The 16873-nt window shown below is 74.0% G+C and carries 17 protein-coding genes; 5 read left to right on the top strand and 12 right to left on the bottom strand.

Going from position 1 to position 16873, the window contains the following annotated elements; genetic code table 11:
* Positions 1-63: 63 nt before the first annotated feature.
* From ACZ4MO_RS18315 to ACZ4MO_RS18295, 5 genes are all read right to left on the bottom strand, one after another.
* Positions 64-651, bottom strand: a complete 588-nt coding sequence (locus tag ACZ4MO_RS18315) for a DUF6580 family putative transport protein (protein ID WP_175010080.1) — start codon at positions 649-651, stop codon at positions 64-66.
* Positions 648-1121 (bottom strand): DUF4430 domain-containing protein, encoded by a 474-nt coding sequence (locus tag ACZ4MO_RS18310; RefSeq protein WP_175010081.1) that lies wholly within the window; start codon positions 1119-1121, stop codon positions 648-650. The genes ACZ4MO_RS18315 and ACZ4MO_RS18310 overlap by 4 nt, the downstream gene beginning before the upstream one ends.
* Positions 1122-1185: 64 nt before the next feature.
* The gene (locus tag ACZ4MO_RS18305) at positions 1186-1335 is read right to left on the bottom strand and encodes a hypothetical protein (protein ID WP_255437398.1); all 150 of its coding nucleotides are present in this window, start codon (positions 1333-1335) and stop codon (positions 1186-1188) included.
* Positions 1336-1403: 68 nt separating this feature from the next.
* Complete coding sequence (locus ACZ4MO_RS18300; RefSeq protein WP_255437399.1) at positions 1404-1766, bottom strand: hypothetical protein; 363 nt, start codon at positions 1764-1766, stop codon at positions 1404-1406.
* 2 nt (positions 1767-1768) lie between these two features.
* Complete coding sequence (locus ACZ4MO_RS18295; protein WP_031315183.1) at positions 1769-3898, bottom strand: DNA gyrase/topoisomerase IV subunit B; 2130 nt, start codon at positions 3896-3898, stop codon at positions 1769-1771.
* Between the two features lie 150 nt (positions 3899-4048).
* On the opposite strand from ACZ4MO_RS18295, the gene ACZ4MO_RS18290 reads away from it, so the two are divergent.
* The gene (locus ACZ4MO_RS18290) at positions 4049-4261 is read left to right on the top strand and encodes a DUF7455 domain-containing protein (RefSeq protein WP_021479923.1); all 213 of its coding nucleotides are present in this window, start codon (positions 4049-4051) and stop codon (positions 4259-4261) included.
* Positions 4262-4485: 224 nt separating this feature from the next.
* Here ACZ4MO_RS18290 and ACZ4MO_RS18285 read toward each other — a convergent pair whose 3' ends face one another.
* The 3 genes from ACZ4MO_RS18285 to ACZ4MO_RS18275 form a co-directional block, all read right to left on the bottom strand.
* Entirely contained in the window at positions 4486-6039 is a 1554-nt protein-coding gene (locus tag ACZ4MO_RS18285) for an RNA polymerase sigma factor (RefSeq protein ID WP_175010082.1), read from the bottom strand.
* A 287-nt stretch (positions 6040-6326) separates the two neighbouring features.
* Entirely contained in the window at positions 6327-6728 is a 402-nt protein-coding gene (locus tag ACZ4MO_RS18280) for a universal stress protein (protein ID WP_175010083.1), read from the bottom strand.
* 69 nt (positions 6729-6797) lie between these two features.
* The gene (locus ACZ4MO_RS18275; RefSeq protein WP_175010084.1) at positions 6798-7994 is read right to left on the bottom strand and encodes a DUF4192 family protein; all 1197 of its coding nucleotides are present in this window, start codon (positions 7992-7994) and stop codon (positions 6798-6800) included.
* Between the two features lie 140 nt (positions 7995-8134).
* Between ACZ4MO_RS18275 and ACZ4MO_RS18270 the strand changes: the two genes are divergently transcribed.
* Together ACZ4MO_RS18270 and ACZ4MO_RS18265 are read left to right on the top strand one after the other, a co-directional pair.
* On the top strand, positions 8135-8704 hold the full coding sequence (locus ACZ4MO_RS18270; RefSeq protein ID WP_175010085.1) for a hypothetical protein: 570 nt from the start codon (positions 8135-8137) through the stop codon (positions 8702-8704).
* Between the two features lie 70 nt (positions 8705-8774).
* Positions 8775-9944 (top strand): polyprenyl synthetase family protein, encoded by a 1170-nt coding sequence (locus ACZ4MO_RS18265; RefSeq protein ID WP_255437400.1) that lies wholly within the window; start codon positions 8775-8777, stop codon positions 9942-9944.
* A 49-nt stretch (positions 9945-9993) separates the two neighbouring features.
* Here ACZ4MO_RS18265 and ACZ4MO_RS18260 read toward each other — a convergent pair whose 3' ends face one another.
* A complete protein-coding gene (locus ACZ4MO_RS18260; protein WP_175010086.1) occupies positions 9994-10419 on the bottom strand; it encodes an Rv2175c family DNA-binding protein in 426 nt (141 codons plus the stop codon).
* Between the two features lie 91 nt (positions 10420-10510).
* Between ACZ4MO_RS18260 and pknB the strand changes: the two genes are divergently transcribed.
* Positions 10511-12541, top strand: a complete 2031-nt coding sequence (gene pknB, locus ACZ4MO_RS18255; protein WP_175010087.1) for a Stk1 family PASTA domain-containing Ser/Thr kinase — start codon at positions 10511-10513, stop codon at positions 12539-12541.
* A 94-nt stretch (positions 12542-12635) separates the two neighbouring features.
* On the opposite strand, the gene ACZ4MO_RS18250 is transcribed toward pknB, so the two are convergent.
* The 3 genes from ACZ4MO_RS18250 to ACZ4MO_RS18240 form a co-directional block, all read right to left on the bottom strand.
* Complete coding sequence (locus tag ACZ4MO_RS18250) at positions 12636-13985, bottom strand: class II 3-deoxy-7-phosphoheptulonate synthase (protein ID WP_209829630.1); 1350 nt, start codon at positions 13983-13985, stop codon at positions 12636-12638.
* 40 nt (positions 13986-14025) lie between these two features.
* A complete protein-coding gene (locus ACZ4MO_RS18245) occupies positions 14026-15252 on the bottom strand; it encodes a pyrophosphate--fructose-6-phosphate 1-phosphotransferase (protein ID WP_175010089.1) in 1227 nt (408 codons plus the stop codon).
* Between the two features lie 107 nt (positions 15253-15359).
* On the bottom strand, positions 15360-16145 hold the full coding sequence (locus ACZ4MO_RS18240; RefSeq protein WP_228075234.1) for a lysophospholipid acyltransferase family protein: 786 nt from the start codon (positions 16143-16145) through the stop codon (positions 15360-15362).
* 57 nt (positions 16146-16202) lie between these two features.
* Between ACZ4MO_RS18240 and ACZ4MO_RS18235 the strand changes: the two genes are divergently transcribed.
* A complete protein-coding gene (locus ACZ4MO_RS18235) occupies positions 16203-16847 on the top strand; it encodes a hypothetical protein (RefSeq protein WP_175010090.1) in 645 nt (214 codons plus the stop codon).
* The last annotated feature ends 26 nt before the right edge of the window (positions 16848-16873 follow it).

Genomic DNA, 16873 nt, shown 5'->3' with positions numbered 1-16873 from the left:
CTCCTCCCGCCCCGGCTGCGCCCGTCGTCGGCTCAGCCCGTGCGTCGTCCGGTACGAGCCACGCTATCGCGCGGCAGGGACGGCGCGGGCGCCGACCATCCCGTGCGACGCCTCGAGCCGGTCCACGAGCAGCGTCCCGGCCGCGACGAGCGGCAGGAGCACGAGGTTGCCGAGCAGCATGGTGCGCAGGAACGGCAGACCCGCGACGTAGCTCGCGACGAGCCCGTCCGCTCCCGCCGGGTACCAGACGCCACGCGCCTGCAGCCAGACGCCGAAGTTCGTCCACGCGAAGAACCACAGCGAGCCCGCGACGCCGAACGCCGCGCCCGCGCCGACGCGGCGCCAGCCGGTGGTGTTCCGCGCGAGCAGCGAGCCCAGCCCGACGACGAGCCACGCGCTCCACGTGAACAGCGCGATCGCCGTGTTGCCGAGCACGACGTCGGACACGACCGTCACCGCGAGCGGCACGACGAACGCCCACCGCGAGCGCAGCAGGATCGTCGCCGCGAACGTCGCCGCGGTGACGAGCTCGAGGTTCGGGGGTGCGCCGAGGTCGGCGCGCACGAGCCGCCAGACGACGGCGAGCGCCGCGAGCGTGACGACGAGCGCCGGGCGCCACCAGCGCAGCGCCGTGCTCTCCGGGCGCGTCACGAGGTGAACGTCTCGAGCTTCCACGTGATCTCGTCCCCGTCCTTCGTCTCGAGGGACCCTGCTCCCACGGTAGCCATCTCGTCGTTGACGTACAGGGCCCAGAACTCGCTGTCGGGGTCGGCGGCGACGCCGTCGATCGCCGTGACGAACGCGTTCTCGCCCTCGCCGGTCACCTGGGCGGACGGGTCCGCCTCGAGGAGCAGGTCGAGGGCCGTCGCGCCCTCGCGCCCGTCGTAGGAGAGCTCGGGCGCGTCCTCGTCGTCGCCGGACTCGTCGTCGGACGCCTCGTCCGTCGCGTCGTCGGCCGGGGCGCTCGACTCCTCGCCCGCGGTCGCCGTGGAGGTCGACGTGGTGTCGGCGGCGGGCTCGTCGGCGGACGAGCACCCGGCCAGCAGGCCCGCCGCGAGCAGGACGGCGGTCAGGGCGGTGAGCGGGCGCGCGGACGTGGCGCGGAGCGTTCGGAGGGTCACGTCGCCAGCGTACGGAGCGCCGCCCGGCTCGCGCCGGGTCGCCCGCCTGTCGGACGACGGACCCTCACCCGATCTCCTCGCCCGCGACGGCCTTGGCCGCCAGCCGCTCCTCCTCGCTGACCTCCCACACCTCGTACGCGGAGTGGCCCGCGAGGAGGATGATCCCGCACCCCAGCACGAGGTCCGGCCAGCCGGACCCGGTCCACGCGGTCACGAGCCCCATCGCGATGACGGCGACGTTGACGAGGACGTCGTTGCGGGCCGACAGGAACGCGGCCCGGCTCAGCGACCCGCCGTGGTGGCGGACGCGGACGAGGAGCCACGCGGCGGGTCGCCGAACCGGCGCACCACCTCCCAGGCGGCGAACAGCGCGGGGACGAGGATGAGCAGGGCCAGCCCCTTGCCCAGGAGCGCGCGCCGCGCGAGCGGGAAGCCCAGCGCGACGGCGATGAGCAGGTTGATCGCGGTGTCCTCGAGGAAGTCCACGCTGTCGGCGAGCAGGGACACCGAACCCGCGGCGAGCGCGACGGTGAGCTCGACGACGAAGTACGCGAGGTTGAGTCCCGCGACCAGCAGGACGGTGCGCCGCAGCAGGCGGATCACGTCGGGTTCGCCCGCCCGGCGCGCGTCCTGCCCGCCGGACATCGTCAGACGTCGATGCGGGCGTGGTCCAGCTCGGCCGCGCCGGCGACGATGAATTCCTTGCGCGGCGCGACGTCGCTGCCCATGAGCAGCTCGAACACGCGCTCCGCCGCCTCGGCGTGCTCGGCCGTGACGCGACGCAGGGTGCGGTGACGCGGGTCCATCGTCGTCTCGGCCAGCTGGTCGGCGTCCATCTCCCCCAGGCCCTTGTACCGCTGGATGTCGTCCTTGTAGCGGCGGCCGGCCTTGTCGAGCTTCTTGAGCGTCGCGGCGAGCTCGGCCTCGGAGTACGTGTAGATGTACTCGTTCTTGCGACGTCCGGCGCCGATGACCTCGATCCGGTGCAGCGGCGGCACGGCCGCGAACACGCGCCCCGCCTCGACGAGCGGCTTCATGTACCGGTAGAAGAGGGTGAGCAGCAGGGTGCGGATGTGGGCGCCGTCGACGTCGGCGTCCGTCATGAGCACGATCTTGCCGTAGCGCGCTGCCTCGAGGTCGAACGAGCGACCGGACCCGGCGCCGAGCACCTGGATGATCGCGGTGCACTCGGCGTTGCGCAGCATGTCGCTCACGGACGCCTTCTGCACGTTGAGGATCTTGCCGCGGATGGGCAGGAGCGCCTGGAAGTCGGAGCTGCGCGCGAGCCGCGCGGTGCCGAGCGCGCTGTCGCCCTCGACGATGAACAGCTCGCTGCGCTCGACGTCGTCGCTGCGGCAGTCGACGAGCTTGGCGGGCAGGGACGACGTCTCGAGCGCGTTCTTGCGCCGCGAGATCTCCTTCTGCTTGCGCGCGGTGATGCGCGCGCGCATCTCGGCCACGACCTTGTCGAGCAGGAGCGCGGCCTGCGTCTTCTCGTCGCGCTTGGTGGAGGTGAGGAGCGCGTTCAGCTCCTTCTCCACGACGCGCGCCACGATGCCGCGCACCGGCGCCGTGCCGAGCACCTCCTTCGTCTGGCCCTCGAACTGCGGCTCGGCGAGGCGGACCGTGACGACGGCCGTCAGACCGGCGAGCACGTCGTCCTTCTCGATGCGCTCGGACGCGTCCTTCGTCGACACCTTGAGGCGGCGCGCGTTCGTCTCGACCGCCTTGCGCAGCACCTTGAGCAGGCCCTGCTCGAAGCCGCCGAGGTGGGAGCCGCCCTTGGGCGTGGCGATGATGTTGACGAAGCTGCGGACCTCGGTCTCGTAGCCGGTGCCCCAGCGCAGCGCGACGTCGACCTCGCAGTCGCGCTGCACCGCCTGCGGGGTCATGTGTCCGCGGTCGTCGAGCACCGGGACGGTCTCCGTGAACGAGCCCGAGCCCGTGAGGCGCCACGTCGCGGTGACGGGGGTGTCCGGCGCGAGGAAGTCGACGAAGTCGACCGACCCGCCCGTGTGCACGAACGTCTCCTCGTGCGGCCCGGACTCCCCCGGAGTCCCGGGCACGCCGCGCTCGTCGCGCACCGTGATCTCGAGGCCGGGGACGAGGAACGTCGTCTGGCGCACGCGCGTGACGAGCTCGTCGTAGGAGAAGACGGCCGTCTTGAGGAAGATCTGGCGGTCCGCCCAGTAGCGGACGCGCGTGCCGGTGACGCCGCGCTTCGTCTTCCCGACGACCGCGAGCTCGGACCCGGACACGAACGGCTCGAACGGGGCGTCCGGCGTCGGGCCCGTCTTCGGGTCGCTGAACACGCCGGGCTCGCCGCGGTGGAAGGTCATGCGGTGCGTCTTGCCGCCGCGGTCGACCTCGACGTCGAGGCGCGAGGACAGCGCGTTGACGACGGACGCGCCGACACCGTGCAGGCCGCCCGACGCGGTGTACGACCCACCGCCGAACTTGCCGCCCGCGTGGAGCTTCGTGAAGACGACCTCGACGCCGGACAGGCCCGTCTTCGGCTCGATGTCCACGGGGATGCCGCGGCCGTCGTCCTCGACCGTCACGGAGGTGTCGGCGTGCAGCACCACCCGGATCTTCGAGCAGTTGCCCGCGAGCGCCTCGTCGACCGAGTTGTCGATGATCTCCCAGAGGCAGTGCATGAGACCGCGCGAGTCGGTCGTGCCGATGTACATGCCCGGGCGCTTGCGCACGGCCTCGAGGCCCTCGAGCACGGACAGGTGCCGAGCGGTGTAGCTGGACTCAGCGGAGGTGGTCGTCACGGCGGCAAGCCTAGACGAGGGCGCCCACAGCGTGGTGCTGCCCCGCCGCCCGCCGCGGGACCCCGCGAGTCGGGGTGACCTCGCTTCGCGGGTAGCGAACCCGGCGCTCCCCCGGGACGAAACCTCAGGAGGTGATGGTTTGATGTTCATGTGACTGCTACGACGACCACCACCGAACCGCTGACCGCGGCCGACCGCTGCGACCGCTGCGGGGCCCAGGCGTACGTCCGTGTGGTCCTGCCGAGCGGCGAGCTGCTGTTCTGCGGCCACCACGCGCGGGCGCACGCGGATGCCTACACCGACCTCGCGACGTCCATCCAGGACGAGACCGACAAGCTGCTCGCGGAGCACGGCGCGCGCTGACGCGCCGAGCCACCGAGCACCGTCCCGCGCCAGGAGCGCACGACCGCGAGGCCCGGCTCCACCGCCCGGTTCCCCCGCGACGACCGCCTCAGAGACAGACCTCAGACACAGACCCCAGACACAGACCCCAGACACGACGAAGGCCCCGAGGAGATCTCCTCGGGGCCTTCGTCGTGCGACGACGGCGGGCGGCCGGTGGTGCGCACCGGCCCCGCCGCGACGCGTCAGTCGAGGTAGTCGCGCAGGACCTGCGAGCGGCTCGGGTGGCGCAGCTTCGACATGGTCTTCGACTCGATCTGGCGGATGCGCTCGCGCGTCACGCCGTAGACCTTGCCGATCTCGTCGAGCGTCTTGGGCTGGCCGTCCGAGAGTCCGAACCGCATCGAGACGACGCCCGCCTCGCGCTCGCTCAGCGTGTCGAGCACCTGGTGCAGCTGCTCCTGCAGGAGCGTGAAGCTCACCGCGTCCGCCGGGACGATGGCCTCGGAGTCCTCGATGAGGTCACCGAACTCGGAGTCGCCGTCCTCGCCGAGCGGCGTGTGCAGCGAGATGGGCTCGCGGCCGTACTTCTGGACCTCGACGACCTTCTCGGGGGTCATGTCGAGCTCCTTGGCGAGCTCCTCGGGCGTGGGCTCACGGCCCAGGTCCTGCAGCATCTGACGCTGCACGCGCGCGAGCTTGTTGATGACCTCGACCATGTGCACCGGGATACGGATGGTGCGCGCCTGGTCCGCCATCGCTCGCGTGATCGCCTGCCGGATCCACCACGTCGCGTACGTCGAGAACTTGTAGCCCTTGGTGTAGTCGAACTTCTCGACCGCACGGATCAGACCGAGGTTGCCCTCCTGGATCAGGTCCAGGAACAGCATGCCGCGACCCGTGTACCGCTTGGCCAGCGACACCACCAGACGCAGGTTCGCCTCCAGCAGGTGGTTCTTCGCCCGCTTGCCGTCGTGCGCGATCCACTGCAGCTCACGCTTGAGCTTACGGTCCAGGTCGTCGCCCTCGGCCGCGAGCTTCTCCTCCGCGAACAGACCGGCCTCGATCCGCTTCGCGAGCTCGACCTCCTGCTCCGCGTTCAGCAGCGCGACCTTGCCGATCTGCTTGAGGTAGTCCTTGACCGGGTCGGCCGTCGCACCCGCGGTCACGACCTGCTGGACCGGGGCATCGTCCTCGTCCGCGTCGGAGACGACGAAGCCGGTCTCCTCGGGCTCGTCGCTCGGAGCAGCGGCGGCAGCCTTCTTGGCGCCCGGCTCCGCGGCCTCCTCGTCCTCGGCCACGTCGATCTCGAGGTCCTCGATCTCGACCTCGGCGTCGTCCTCGTCGTCGTCCTTCTTCTTGGCGCGCGCGGGCGTCGCCTTGGACTTGGCGGGGGCCTTGGCCGCGGTCTTGCGCGCGGCAGGCTTCGCGGGTCCGGTCGACGGGGTCTCCGCACCCTCGGCGTCGGCCGCCGGGGCGGCCTTCGTCGTGGTCGTGCGCTTGGTGGCCGACGCGGACTTCGACGCGGCGGGCTTGGTGCGCGCCGTCGTCGTGCTGCGCGGAGAAGCCGCCGCGGCCACCTTCGTCGTGGTCGGGATGTCGACCTCGACGCCGGCGCCCGCGAGCGCGCGGAAGACCGCCTTCAGCCGCTTGGCGTCGTTGACGGCAGCCTGCTCGCACGCGGTGCGGAAGCTCTCGGCGTCGACGCGACCGTTCGCGCTGCCGCGCCGCAGGAGCTCCTGCAGGGCGGGGTGCTCGAACTCTCGCGGGAGTGCGGAAATCGGGGTTGAGGGCGCCACAAACCGACCTTTCGGCAATCATGGGGGGCGGTAGGGCCGCCGGAGCGGGGACGTGAACCGTGAAGTGCGGGCTGCTCTGGACTCTCACGGCGAGTCGTCGGGCTCTGGCGGACTACCTATATTGTACCGGCGATCCGTGCGCCGGACGCCGCGACACGGGGTGATGTCGGACCTGACCGCCTCTCGACGGCCCGGCGCACCACGTCGCACGGCGTCTCGTCACCCGGTTCGTGACGTGTACAACGGGCCGGGCCCTCGGAAGATTCCCCCTCGCGGCGCCGCCCGGGTCAGACGCCGGCGGGCCGCTCGGGCTTGACGGCCAGCACGGGGCAGGGGGCGTCGAGCAGGATGCGCTGGGCGTTCGAGCCGAGGATGAGCTTGCCCACGGGGCTGCGCCGACGCAGCCCGATGACGATGAGGTCCGCCGACGACCGCTCCGCGGCGCTCACGAGGTCGTCCGCGAGGTCCGACGAGCCCTGCTCACGACGCAGCGTCGTGCCCGTCCCCTCGAGTCGGGCCTCCACGCGTCGCAGGTCGTCCTCGTGCGCGGCGACGAGCTCGGGGGTCGACGTGGAGGCCTCGGTCACGACGACGACGAGCTCGGTGCCGCGCCGGACGGCCTCGGTGGCCGCGCTGTCGAGAGCCTCGCGGCCCTCGGGCGTGCTCAGGTGCGCGACGACGACGCTCATGTGTCCTCCGGAGACGGCTCGTGGGTGCGGCCGGCCGCGGGGGCGACCGCAGGTCGTGTTGCGTCGAACCTACCCGACCTCGTGCGTGTCGGCGCACGCGTCGGCGCGGATCCAGCCCGGAGGGACCCCCGCGTCGAGCGCGCTCGCGAGCAGCAGCGCGAGGCGGTACGCCGGGTCCTCGGCGAGCGCCTCGTCGAGCCGGCGCCGCGCTCGGCCGCCGTCGCCGTGCCACCACGCCACGAGCGCGAGGAGCGTCAGGGCGGGCGCGGTGCTCCCGCGCGGGGCGTGCGCCACGACGGCCTCGAGCACGGTCCGGGCCGGGCCGGTGACCGCCGGGTCGGGCGCGAGCCCCGCACCCGGGTCCACCACCGCGGCGATGGCGCGGCCCGTGCCGGCGTCCACGTCCCCACCGCGCACGGTCCGGTCCGGCAGGTCGCCCGTCCCGGGCACGAGGGACAGGAGCACGGCGTCGCGCACGGGGACCGACTCGAGCCCGGCGGCCAGGCGCCCGAGCACCGTCGCGGCGGGAGCCGCAGCACCACCCCCTCCCTCGTGCGGCGTGGGTCTGTCGGCCCGCGACGCCTCGTGCACGGCGGCCTGCGCGACCGCCGCGCGCCACAGCGCGAGGGCGGCCGACCGGGCCGCGGTCCCGGCGTCGCGGCCGGCGCCGGACCCCTCCGCCCGGGCGCGGTCGTGCACCCGTCGCGCGGCGCGTGCGGCACGGCGCCGTGCGTCGGCGCCCGCGCGCGGGATGCGCAGGGCTTCCTCGCGCGAGTCCGCGAGCGCCGCACCGGACAGCACCATGTGCGCGCCGACCTCGCTCGACTCGAGCTCGCGCAGCGACCGCCCCTCGGGCGGGCAGCAGTCGTCCTCGTCGCAGTCGAGCGCGTACCAGCCCGTCGACGACACGACCCACGCCTCGACGGGCCCGTGGTGCGGCTCGGCGGCCTCGCGGCAGTGCTCGACGGCGGCCCGCGCCCGGGCCGCGGCGACCCCTGCCACGCGCAGCGGCGCGTCGGAGTAGACGACGAGCACGACGCGCCGCGCGCCGTCGGCCGCGAGGTGCCCGACGACGGACCGGGCGAGCTGCGGGCCGTGCTCGACGTCCGCCGCGTCGGCGACATCGACGCGCACGACGAGACCGATGCGGCCGCGCGGTGGCCGCAGCCCCACGAGGACGACGCTGTCCTGCGGTCGGTAGCCGAGCCGGAAGGGGACGTAGGCGAGGAGCTCGCGCGGGCCCTGGGCCCGGATGAGGGTCGTCATGCGCCCATCACAGCCGGTGCGCGCGGCGTGCGGGGCGCCCGCCGCCCGGCTGTGGACGAGGCGAAGCGCGCGCCGGTCGCTGTGGTCGGCCCTTGACCCTGGTGGTGGCTCGCGCACGCGCGGGTGACTACGGTGTGCGCGTGCCACCACGAACCCGCGCCGCCGCGCACCCGGCGCCCTCCCCCGTCGGCCGGGCCGCCGTCGTCCTCGTCGCGGCCGTGCTGAGCGCGGCGCTCGCGGGGTGCCAGGCGGACCTGGCCGACGTGCAGGGCGCCGCGGCACCCCGCGAGGAGCAGCCGGCACCGGATGCCGACGCCGGCACGCCGGGGACCCCGCTGCCCGACTACGACGCCGCGTCGGCGGTCGGGGACCTCGTCGAGGGGTTCCCTACCACGCTCGTCCCGGTGGCGCCGGGGGCCGAGGTGCTCGCGAGCTCGGCGCGGCCGTCGCAGGACGGCACGCTCGTGGACCTCACGCTGAACCTGCGCTCGACCGAGACGGTCGAGGCGCTCACCGCCTACTACACCGAGGCGCTGGGCGCGGCCGGGTTCGTGGTCTCCCCGTCGACCGTGCCGAGCGCGCTCACGTCGCTCTCCACGTTCGTCCGCACGACGGCGCCAGAGGCCCCCACCGAGTCGGTCGCCGTCGGCGTCTTCGACGACGAGACGGAACGCCTCGTGACGATCAGCGGCCAGGTGGCCCCTGCCTGACGCGCCGCGCCGCACGGCCGCCGCGAGGGCGGACGGGCAGGGTGGGCCTCGCTCCGCATAGGCTGCCCCCGTGCCGAACCCGTCGCTGCCGACCTCGCCCTCCGTCCCTCCCCAGGCGTCCGAGGACCTCACCGACCCGAGCCCCGCCGCGCTCGTCGACCGCGAAGGGGTGCGCGCCGGCGTCGACGACGCGCTGCACGCCTCGACCGCGGCGCTGCGCGCCGAGCTCGCCGGGACCCACCCGGACACGGACGTGCTCGCCGACGCGACGCAGGAGCTGCTCGCGGGCGGCAAGCGCCTGCGCGCCGCGTTCTGCTACTGGTCGTGGCGCGCGCACGGCGGTGACGCCGCAGGCCCGCACCGGTCCACGGCGCTGCGCGCCGGCGCGGCGCTCGAGCTGTTCCAGGCGGCGGCGCTCTTCCACGACGACGTCATGGACTCCTCGGACACCCGGCGCGGCCGCCCGACGGCGCACCGCGCCTTCGCGGCGCGCCACCGCGACCTCGGCTGGTCCGGCGACGGCGCGCGGTACGGCGAGAACGCCGCGATCCTGCTCGGCGACCTCGCGCTCATCGCGAGCCACCGGGAGCTCGGCGACGCGCTCGACGACCTCGAGACCGCGGTCGCCACGCGGTCGCGACGCGTGTTCGGCCGCATGCAGACGGAGGTCACGGCCGGCCAGTACCTCGACGTGCACGCACAGGTCCTGCCGTGGGGCGAGGACCCGGCGGCCGACGAGGAGCGCGCCCGGGCCGTCATCCGTTCGAAGTCCGCGCGCTACAGCGTCGAGCACCCCATCGCGCTCGGCGCCGCGCTCGCCGGCGCCGACGACGACGCGGTCGCCGCGACGAGCGCGTTCGGCCTGCCCGTGGGCGAGGCGTTCCAGCTCCGCGACGACGTGCTCGGCGTCTTCGGCGACGCGCAGGTCACCGGCAAGCCTGCGGGCGACGACCTGCGCGAGGGCAAGCGGACGGTGCTCGTCGTGCGCGCGCTGGCCGCGGCGACGCCCGCGCAGCGCGAGCTCCTGCTCACCCACCTGGGCGACCCGGACCTCGACCCGGCGACGGTGGAGGACCTGCGCGCCGTCCTCGTCGAGACGGGCGCTCGCGACGCCGTCGAGTCCCTCATCGCCGAGCTCACCGAGCGCGCAGCGACCGCCCTCGACGGGGCCGGGCTCGCGGAGCCGGGCGCGACGATGCTCGCGCTGCTCGCGCGCGCCGCCGTCGAGCGCACGGCCTGACCGCGCTGCCGCCCGTCGGCCCGGGCTCCCGGGTCGGCGGCGGAACGCGTCAGAGCTCGGACTGCGCCACGCGGCGCACGCGCGCCTTGTGCCCGCTGAGGAGCGTGTCGAACGGGGCCTCGCCGAGCTCGTCGTGCGGGGTGAAGAGCCACTCGAGGATCTCGGCGTCGTCGAACCCGGCGTCGGTGAGCACCACGATCGTGCCCTGCAGGCTCGACAGGACGCCCACGCGGCCGCTCTCGTCCGGACGGCCGACGTTCGCGGGGTCCACCAGGTGCAGCGGCACGAGGAAGCGCGCCGGGACCTGGAACGTCGTGCGCTCGCCACGCTTCACGCCGACGACGCGCCGCTCCTGCACGAGGCGGCGTACCTTGCCGACGTCGGTGCCGAGCGCCTCGGCGACGTCGGGGAGGGTCAGCCACTCGCCGACGAGGTCGTCGAGCGTGGGGCGGGGGCTGGTGTCGCGATCGGTCACCGGGCAAGCCTACGGCGTGCCTCCACACGACACCCACGCCGTGCGCGCCGCGCTCACCGGATCGTGACACCCGGCCACCTAGACTCTCCCCGTGGCCACCGTGACGACCGATCCCCTCGTCGGCCGCCTGGTCGACGGGCGGTACGAGGTCGTCTCGCGCATCGCGCGAGGCGGCATGGCGACGGTGTACCTGGCGATCGACCGCCGGCTCGAGCGCGAGGTCGCGCTCAAGGTCATGCACGCCCACCTCGCCGAGGGCGCGTCCGGCGCCGACTTCGTCTCCCGCTTCCGCCGTGAGGCGCGCGCCGCCGCCCGGCTCACCCACCCGGGCCTCGTCGCCGTGTACGACCAGGGCCTCGACGGCGACACGAGCTACCTGACCATGGAGTACGTGGCGGGGTCGAACCTGCGCCGCACCATGCTCACCGAGCGCACCCTGACGCTGGGTCGCACGCTCGACGTGCTGGAGCACGTGCTCGACGCGCTCGCCGCGGCACACCGCGCGGGGCTCGTGCACCGCGACATCAAGCCCGAGAACGTCCTGCTCGACACCGAGGGTCGGCTCAAGGTCACCGACTTCGGTCTCGCGCGCGCCGTGAACGAGGTGACCGCGACGACGACGGGCACGATCCTCGGGACCGTCGCCTACCTCTCCCCCGAGCTCATCGCGACCGGCACGTGCGACGCCCGCACCGACGTCTACGCCGCGGGCATCCTCGCGTACGAGATGCTGCTCGGCACCGTCCCGCACACCGGGACGACGCCGATCCAGGTCGCGTTCCAGCACGTGAACAACGACGTGCCGCCGCCGTCGGACGTCGCCCCGTGGATCCCGCCCGAGGTCGACGACCTGCTCTGCGCGCTCGCCGCGCGCGACCCCGCCGACCGCCCGGCCGACGCGGGCGCCGCGCTCGCGCTCGTGCGCTCGACCCGGGCGGCGCTCGACCCCGCCGACCTCGAGCGCCGCGTCGACCCGCCCGCCGGTGGGGCCGCCGTCGTGCCGCCCCCGCCGGGTCCGGGCCCGCGGACGGAGCGCGACGACCCGTCCGCCGCCGCGACCGCGTCCCTCGCCGCGCTCAGCCTGCGCGACCGCGAGGCCGCGGGCCTCACGGAGCCGCTCGCGGTCGGGCACGTCGTCGCGCCGACGACGCGGCCCGGCCCGCCGCCCCCTGCTCCCCCGGCCCTGGCGCGGCGACGTGGCCACGGCCGCGTGGTCGTCTGGTCGCTCGTCGTCCTCCTCGTCCTCGCGGGCGTCGGCGGCGGTGCCGCGTGGTGGTTCTCGTCCGGGCCGGGCGCCTACACCCAGGTCCCGGACGGCCTCGTCGAGGCGCCGCGTCCCGAGGCCGTCGCGATCCTCGACGACGCGGGCCTGTCCCACACGGTCGAGGAGCGCTACGACGACGCCGTGCCCGAGGGCGCCGTCGTGGCGACCGACCCGGCGTCCGGTGAGGACGTGCGCAAGGACGGCAGCGTGCAGCTCGTCGTGTCGAAGGGCGTGCGGATGCTCACGGTGCCGACGGGCCTCGTGGGCGCGACGCAGGAGGAGGCGACCGCCGCGATCGAGGGCGCCGACCTCACGCTCGGCGACCCCGTCGCCGAGCCGCACGACGAGGTGCCGTCGGGCCAGGTCATGGCCGTGAAGGACCCCGACGGCAACGCCATCGAGGAGGGCGCCACGATCCGGCACGACGTGCCGGTCGTGCTCACCGTCTCGTCCGGGCCCGCGCCCGTCGTCGTGCCGCAGGTCACGGGCTCCGCGAAGGACGCCGCCGTCGCCGCCCTCGAGGAGCAGGGCCTCGTCCCCGCGGTCACCGAGGAGTACTCCGAGACCGTCGGCGCGGGGCTCGTGATCCGCCAGGACCCCGAGCAAGGCTCCGACGCCCACCGGAAGGACACCGTGAACGTCGTGGTGTCGCTCGGACCCCCGCTCGTCGAGGTCCCGAACGTCAGCACGCGCAACGTCGCGGACGCCGAGAAGGCCCTGAAGGACGCGGGCTTCCAGGTGGAGATCCGCTACCCGCAGGGCATCCACCCGCTCAACATCGTCTACGCCCAGGACCCGCCGGGCGGGGACGGGCGCACCGCGCCCAAGGGTTCGACGATCGTCCTCAACGTCTTCTGACCTCGCGTCCCGCGCGGACGACCGTGGCCCGCCCCGACCACGGGACGGGCCACGGCCCTGCGCTCGACGGGAGACGGCCGTCTCCTCCGTGGTCTCAGCCGCGCAGCATCTCCGCGACCTGGAAGGCCATCTCCAGCGACTGCTGGTGGTTGAGGCGCGGGTCGACGAGGGTCTCGTAGCGCAGGGCGAGCCCGGCGTCGTCGATCTCCTCGCTCCCGCCCAGCACCTCGGTGACGTCGTCGCCCGTGAGCTCGACGTGCAGCCCGCCCGGCACGGTCCCCGCGGCGCGGTGCACCTCGAAGAAGCCGCGCACCTCGTCGAGCACGTCGTCGAACCGGCGCGTCTTGTAGCCGCTCGCCGACGTGATGGTGTTCCCGTGCATGGGGTCCGTGACCCACGTGACGGGCACGCCCGCGCGCGCGACGGCCTCGACGAGCGGCGGGAGCGCGTCCCGCACGTTGCCGGCGCCCATGCGCGTGACGAAGGTCAGGCGGCCCTCGACGTCGTCGGGGTTCAGACGGCGGGCGAGCTCGAGCGCGACGTCGGGCGTCGTCGTCGGGCCGAGCTTGACCCCGACGGGGTTCGCGACGCGCGAGAGGAAGTCGACGTGCGCGCCGTCGAGCTGGCGCGTGCGCTCCCCGATCCACAGGAAGTGGGCGGACGTGTCGTACGCGTCCCCCGTGCGCGCGTCCCGGCGCGTGAGGGCGCGCTCGTAGTCCAGCACGAGCGCCTCGTGGCTGACGAAGAACTCGACCGTGCGCAGCGCGTCGAAGTCGGCGCCGCACGCGTCCATGAAGCGGATCGCGCGGTCGATCTCGGACGCCGTCCGCTCGTAGCGCGCGTAGGCGGGGTTGCGCATGAAGCCGCGGTTCCACTCGTGGACCTGGCGCAGGTCGGCGAAGCCGCCCGTCGTGAACGCGCGCACGACGTTCCACGTCGCCGCCGAGATCTGGTACGCCTGCACGAGGCGCTCGGGGTCCGGGATGCGCGCCTCGGGCGTGAACGCGTGCCCGTTGATCATGTCGCCCCGGTAGGCGGGCAGGGTCACGCCGTCGCGCGTCTCCGAGTCGGAGCTGCGCGGCTTCGCGTACTGCCCGGCCATGCGGCCCATCTTCACGACGGGCATGCTCGCGCCGTGCGTGAGGATGACCGCCATCTGGAGGATGGTGCGGATCTTGTTGCGGATCCGGTCGGCGTTCGCCTCGGCGAACGTCTCGGCGCAGTCGCCCCCCTGCAGGAGGAACGCCTCGCCCCGCCCGGCCGCGGCCAGGCGGGAGCGCAGCGTGTCGGCCGCCGCCGGCACCACGAGCGGCGCGGAGGCCGCCAGCCGGTCACGGACGGCGTCGAGCGCCGCCTCGTCCGGCCACGTCGGCTGCTGGAGCGCGACGAGCGTGCGGAAGTGGTCGAGCCCGGAGTCGGTCCCCGGCTCGCTCGTGGTGGTCATACGGCGTCCCCTGACGAGGTTCCTGGTGCGGTCGTGCCGGTCAGTGGGCCGCGGGCGCCGCGGGCACGAGCGGCTGGCCGATGCCCTCGAGGAGCTCGCCGAACCACTGCTGCGACACGTCGAACGCCTTGCCGCCGGCGATCCGCGGGAACTCGATCGCGCGCAGGCGGTCGCCGTCCTCCTCGTCGTGGCCGATGACGCCCGACTCGCCGCGCAGCGCGCACTCGACCGCGAGGTCCGTCATCGACTTGATGAGGCGCAGGTCCTCGGCGTTCGCGGCGGCCGCGCGCGAGAAGTAGCCGGACTTCTGGACCATGACCTTCTCGGCGCCCAGCTTCTCGGCGAACTGCTTGGCGAACCACTGGCCCGGGTTGACCGTGTCGAGCTTGACGTGGCCGAACGGGTCGCGCTGGACCTCCTCGCCCGCCGCCTCGAGCTGCGCCACGATCTCGTGCATGCCGGCGCCCTCGGACAGGAAGATGTTGACGTTGCCCTGCTCGTCCATGATCGCCTTGAGGCGCTCGGCCTCGGCGTCGATGTCGAGCGCGAGCTCCGGCAGGAAGACCGCGTGGACGTCCCAGCGCTCGCGCGTCAGACCGAGGGCCGGGGCCCACTCCTGGGCGTCGAGCCACTTGCGGTACTCGGCGGCGGACGCCGCGGTGAGCCACCCGCAGTGGCGCCCCATGACCTCGTGCACGATGAGCATGCGCGGGCCCGAGCGGTGCTCGCCGATGACGTTGGCCGCGAAGCCCGCCGCCTCCTCGGCGGCGGTCCACGCGCCGAGCGACTGGCGGATCGGGATAACGTCGTTGTCGATCGTCTTCGGCAGGCCCACGACCGTGAGCTCGTAGCCGTTCTCGTGGAGGTACGCGGCGAGGTCGGCCGCGGTCGTGTTCGTGTCGTCGCCGCCGATCGTGTGCAGCACGTCGACGCCGTCCGCCTTGAGCTGCTCCGCGGCGACCTGCAGCGGGTCCTGGCCCTCCTGGACGAGGCCGCGCTTGACGCAGTCGGCCGCGTTGGTGAGCTTGACGCGCGAGTTGCCGATCGGCGAGCCGCCGAAGCGGTGCAGGATCCCGGCCTGCTTGCGCCCCTCGGAGTCCACGACGATCTTCGTGCCGGTCAGCAGGCCGTGGTAGCCGTACTGGTAGGCGATGATCTCGATCTCCGGGTCGAGCTCCGTGTACCGCTCGATGAGACCCCCGACCGCGGAGGACAGGCACGGGGCGAAACCGCCCGCGGTGAGGAGGGCGACGCGACGAACCGACATGTGAACTCAGAACCTCTCGTAGGACGGATCCTGGCCGGACGGACGCGGTCCGGCGGGGTGGCGGCGACGGGGCTCGGGCCTGCGGGCCCGGCACGACCGGCCGTCGCTCAGTCTACTGACGCCGCGCCGGGCTCCGGCGGCGGTTCCGGGACCTGGACGTCGGGAGCGGGACGCCCACCGGGCGCACCGCCCGCCACCTCGGACTCGGTGTGGCCCGCCGCGAGGCGCGCCTTGGCCGTGGCCGCGTAGATGTCGACGTACTCCTGCCCGGACAGCCGCATGATGGCGTACTGGATCTCGTCGGCGACGGCGCGCAGGATGAAGCGGTCGTTCTCCATGCCGCGGTAGCGCGAGAAGTCGAGCGGCTCGCCGATGACGACCCCGATGCGCATGGGCGTGGGGATGACCTTGCCGATCGGCTGCGCGATGTTCGTCCCGACCATCGCGACCGGGACCACCGGGGCGCCCGACTCCAGCGCGAGGCGCGCGACGCCCGTCTTGCCGCGGTACAGCCGTCCGTCCGGGCTGCGCGTGCCCTCCGGGTAGATGCCGAACAGGTCGCCCTCGCGCAGGACGCGCAGGCCCGTCTCGAGCGCGGCCTCGCTCGCCTTGCCACCGGCCCGGTCCACGGGGATCGTGCCCACGCCGCGCATGAAGCCGGCGGTCAGACGCCCTTTGACGCCCGTGCCCGTGAAGTAGTCGGACTTGCCGAGGAACTGGACCTTGCGGTCGAGGACGAGCGGCAGGATGAACGAGTCGATCACCGCGAGGTGGTTGCTCGCGAGGATGGCACCGCCCTCGTCCGGCACGTGCTCGACGCCCCGCGTCCAGGGACGGTACAGGAGCCGCAGGATCGGGCCGACCATCACCTGCTTCATGAACCAGTAGAACAACGTTCCTCCTCGCGGGGTCCCGGCGCGGGACGTGCATCCGACTCTAGAGTGATTCCCATGGCCGCACCGAACGCCCAGCCGGACTCCCCGCAGCCCGACGACGTCCCCGACCCCACGCCCGACGACGCGGCGCCGGGTGCGGACCACCCTGTCGCCGCCGACGGGGAGGCGACGGCGCCGCACGACGAGGTGCCCGAGCCCGCGCTCGACGTCGACGCCCGGTGGGCCGGCATCGTGGCCGAGCTCTCCGAGCTCTCCGATCTCGACCGCTCCGACCCGGGCGCCCGGCCGGGCGACGATCCTGGGGCCCCGGAGGACCCGGCGGCCGGGACGACCGAGGGCTCCCCGCGCAGCGGCCGCGACGTGCTCGGGTCCGTGCCCGTGGCGCCCTGGGTGCGCCCGACCGGCCCGCGGGACTGGCCCACGACGCCCGAGGTCGAGGACCTCGAGGAGGCCGAGAGCCACTTCGTGCCCCCGGACCCGCCGCTCGTCCTCGGGCGCGACCCGCTCCTGACGATGGCGTGGGCGCTCGTCGTCGGCGTGCCGATCCTGCTGCTCGTCGTGCTCGTCGTGGCGCGCCCGTACCCCGTGATCGTCGCGCAGGTGGGCGGCGGCGCCTTCCTCGTGGGGCTGGCGATCCTGCTCTGGCGCATGCCGCACCGGCGGGACGACGACGACCGGGGCCCGGGCGCCGTCGTCTGACGCCTGCGCCTCCCCCGCACCGCGCC

The sequence above is a fragment of the Sphaerisporangium cinnabarinum genome, assembly GCF_055567015.1.
This window is presented reverse-complemented; position numbering and strand designations above follow the sequence as displayed.

What these genes read in the sequence shown, in the direction of transcription:
- ACZ4MO_RS18245 (WP_175010089.1), bottom strand. Translation starts at nt 15,252, where the DNA reads ATGTCGGTTCGTCGCGTCGCCCTCCTCACCGCGGGCGGTTTCGCCCCG.
- ACZ4MO_RS18275 (WP_175010084.1), bottom strand. Translation starts at nt 7,994, where the DNA reads ATGACGACCCTCATCCGGGCCCAGGGCCCGCGCGAGCTCCTCGCCTAC.
- ACZ4MO_RS18300 (WP_255437399.1), bottom strand. Translation starts at nt 1,766, where the DNA reads ATGTCCGGCGGGCAGGACGCGCGCCGGGCGGGCGAACCCGACGTGATC.
- ACZ4MO_RS18250 (WP_209829630.1), bottom strand. Translation starts at nt 13,985, where the DNA reads ATGACCACCACGAGCGAGCCGGGGACCGACTCCGGGCTCGACCACTTC.
- ACZ4MO_RS18280 (WP_175010083.1), bottom strand. Translation starts at nt 6,728, where the DNA reads ATGAGCGTCGTCGTCGCGCACCTGAGCACGCCCGAGGGCCGCGAGGCT.
- ACZ4MO_RS18235 (WP_175010090.1), top strand. Translation starts at nt 16,203, where the DNA reads ATGGCCGCACCGAACGCCCAGCCGGACTCCCCGCAGCCCGACGACGTC.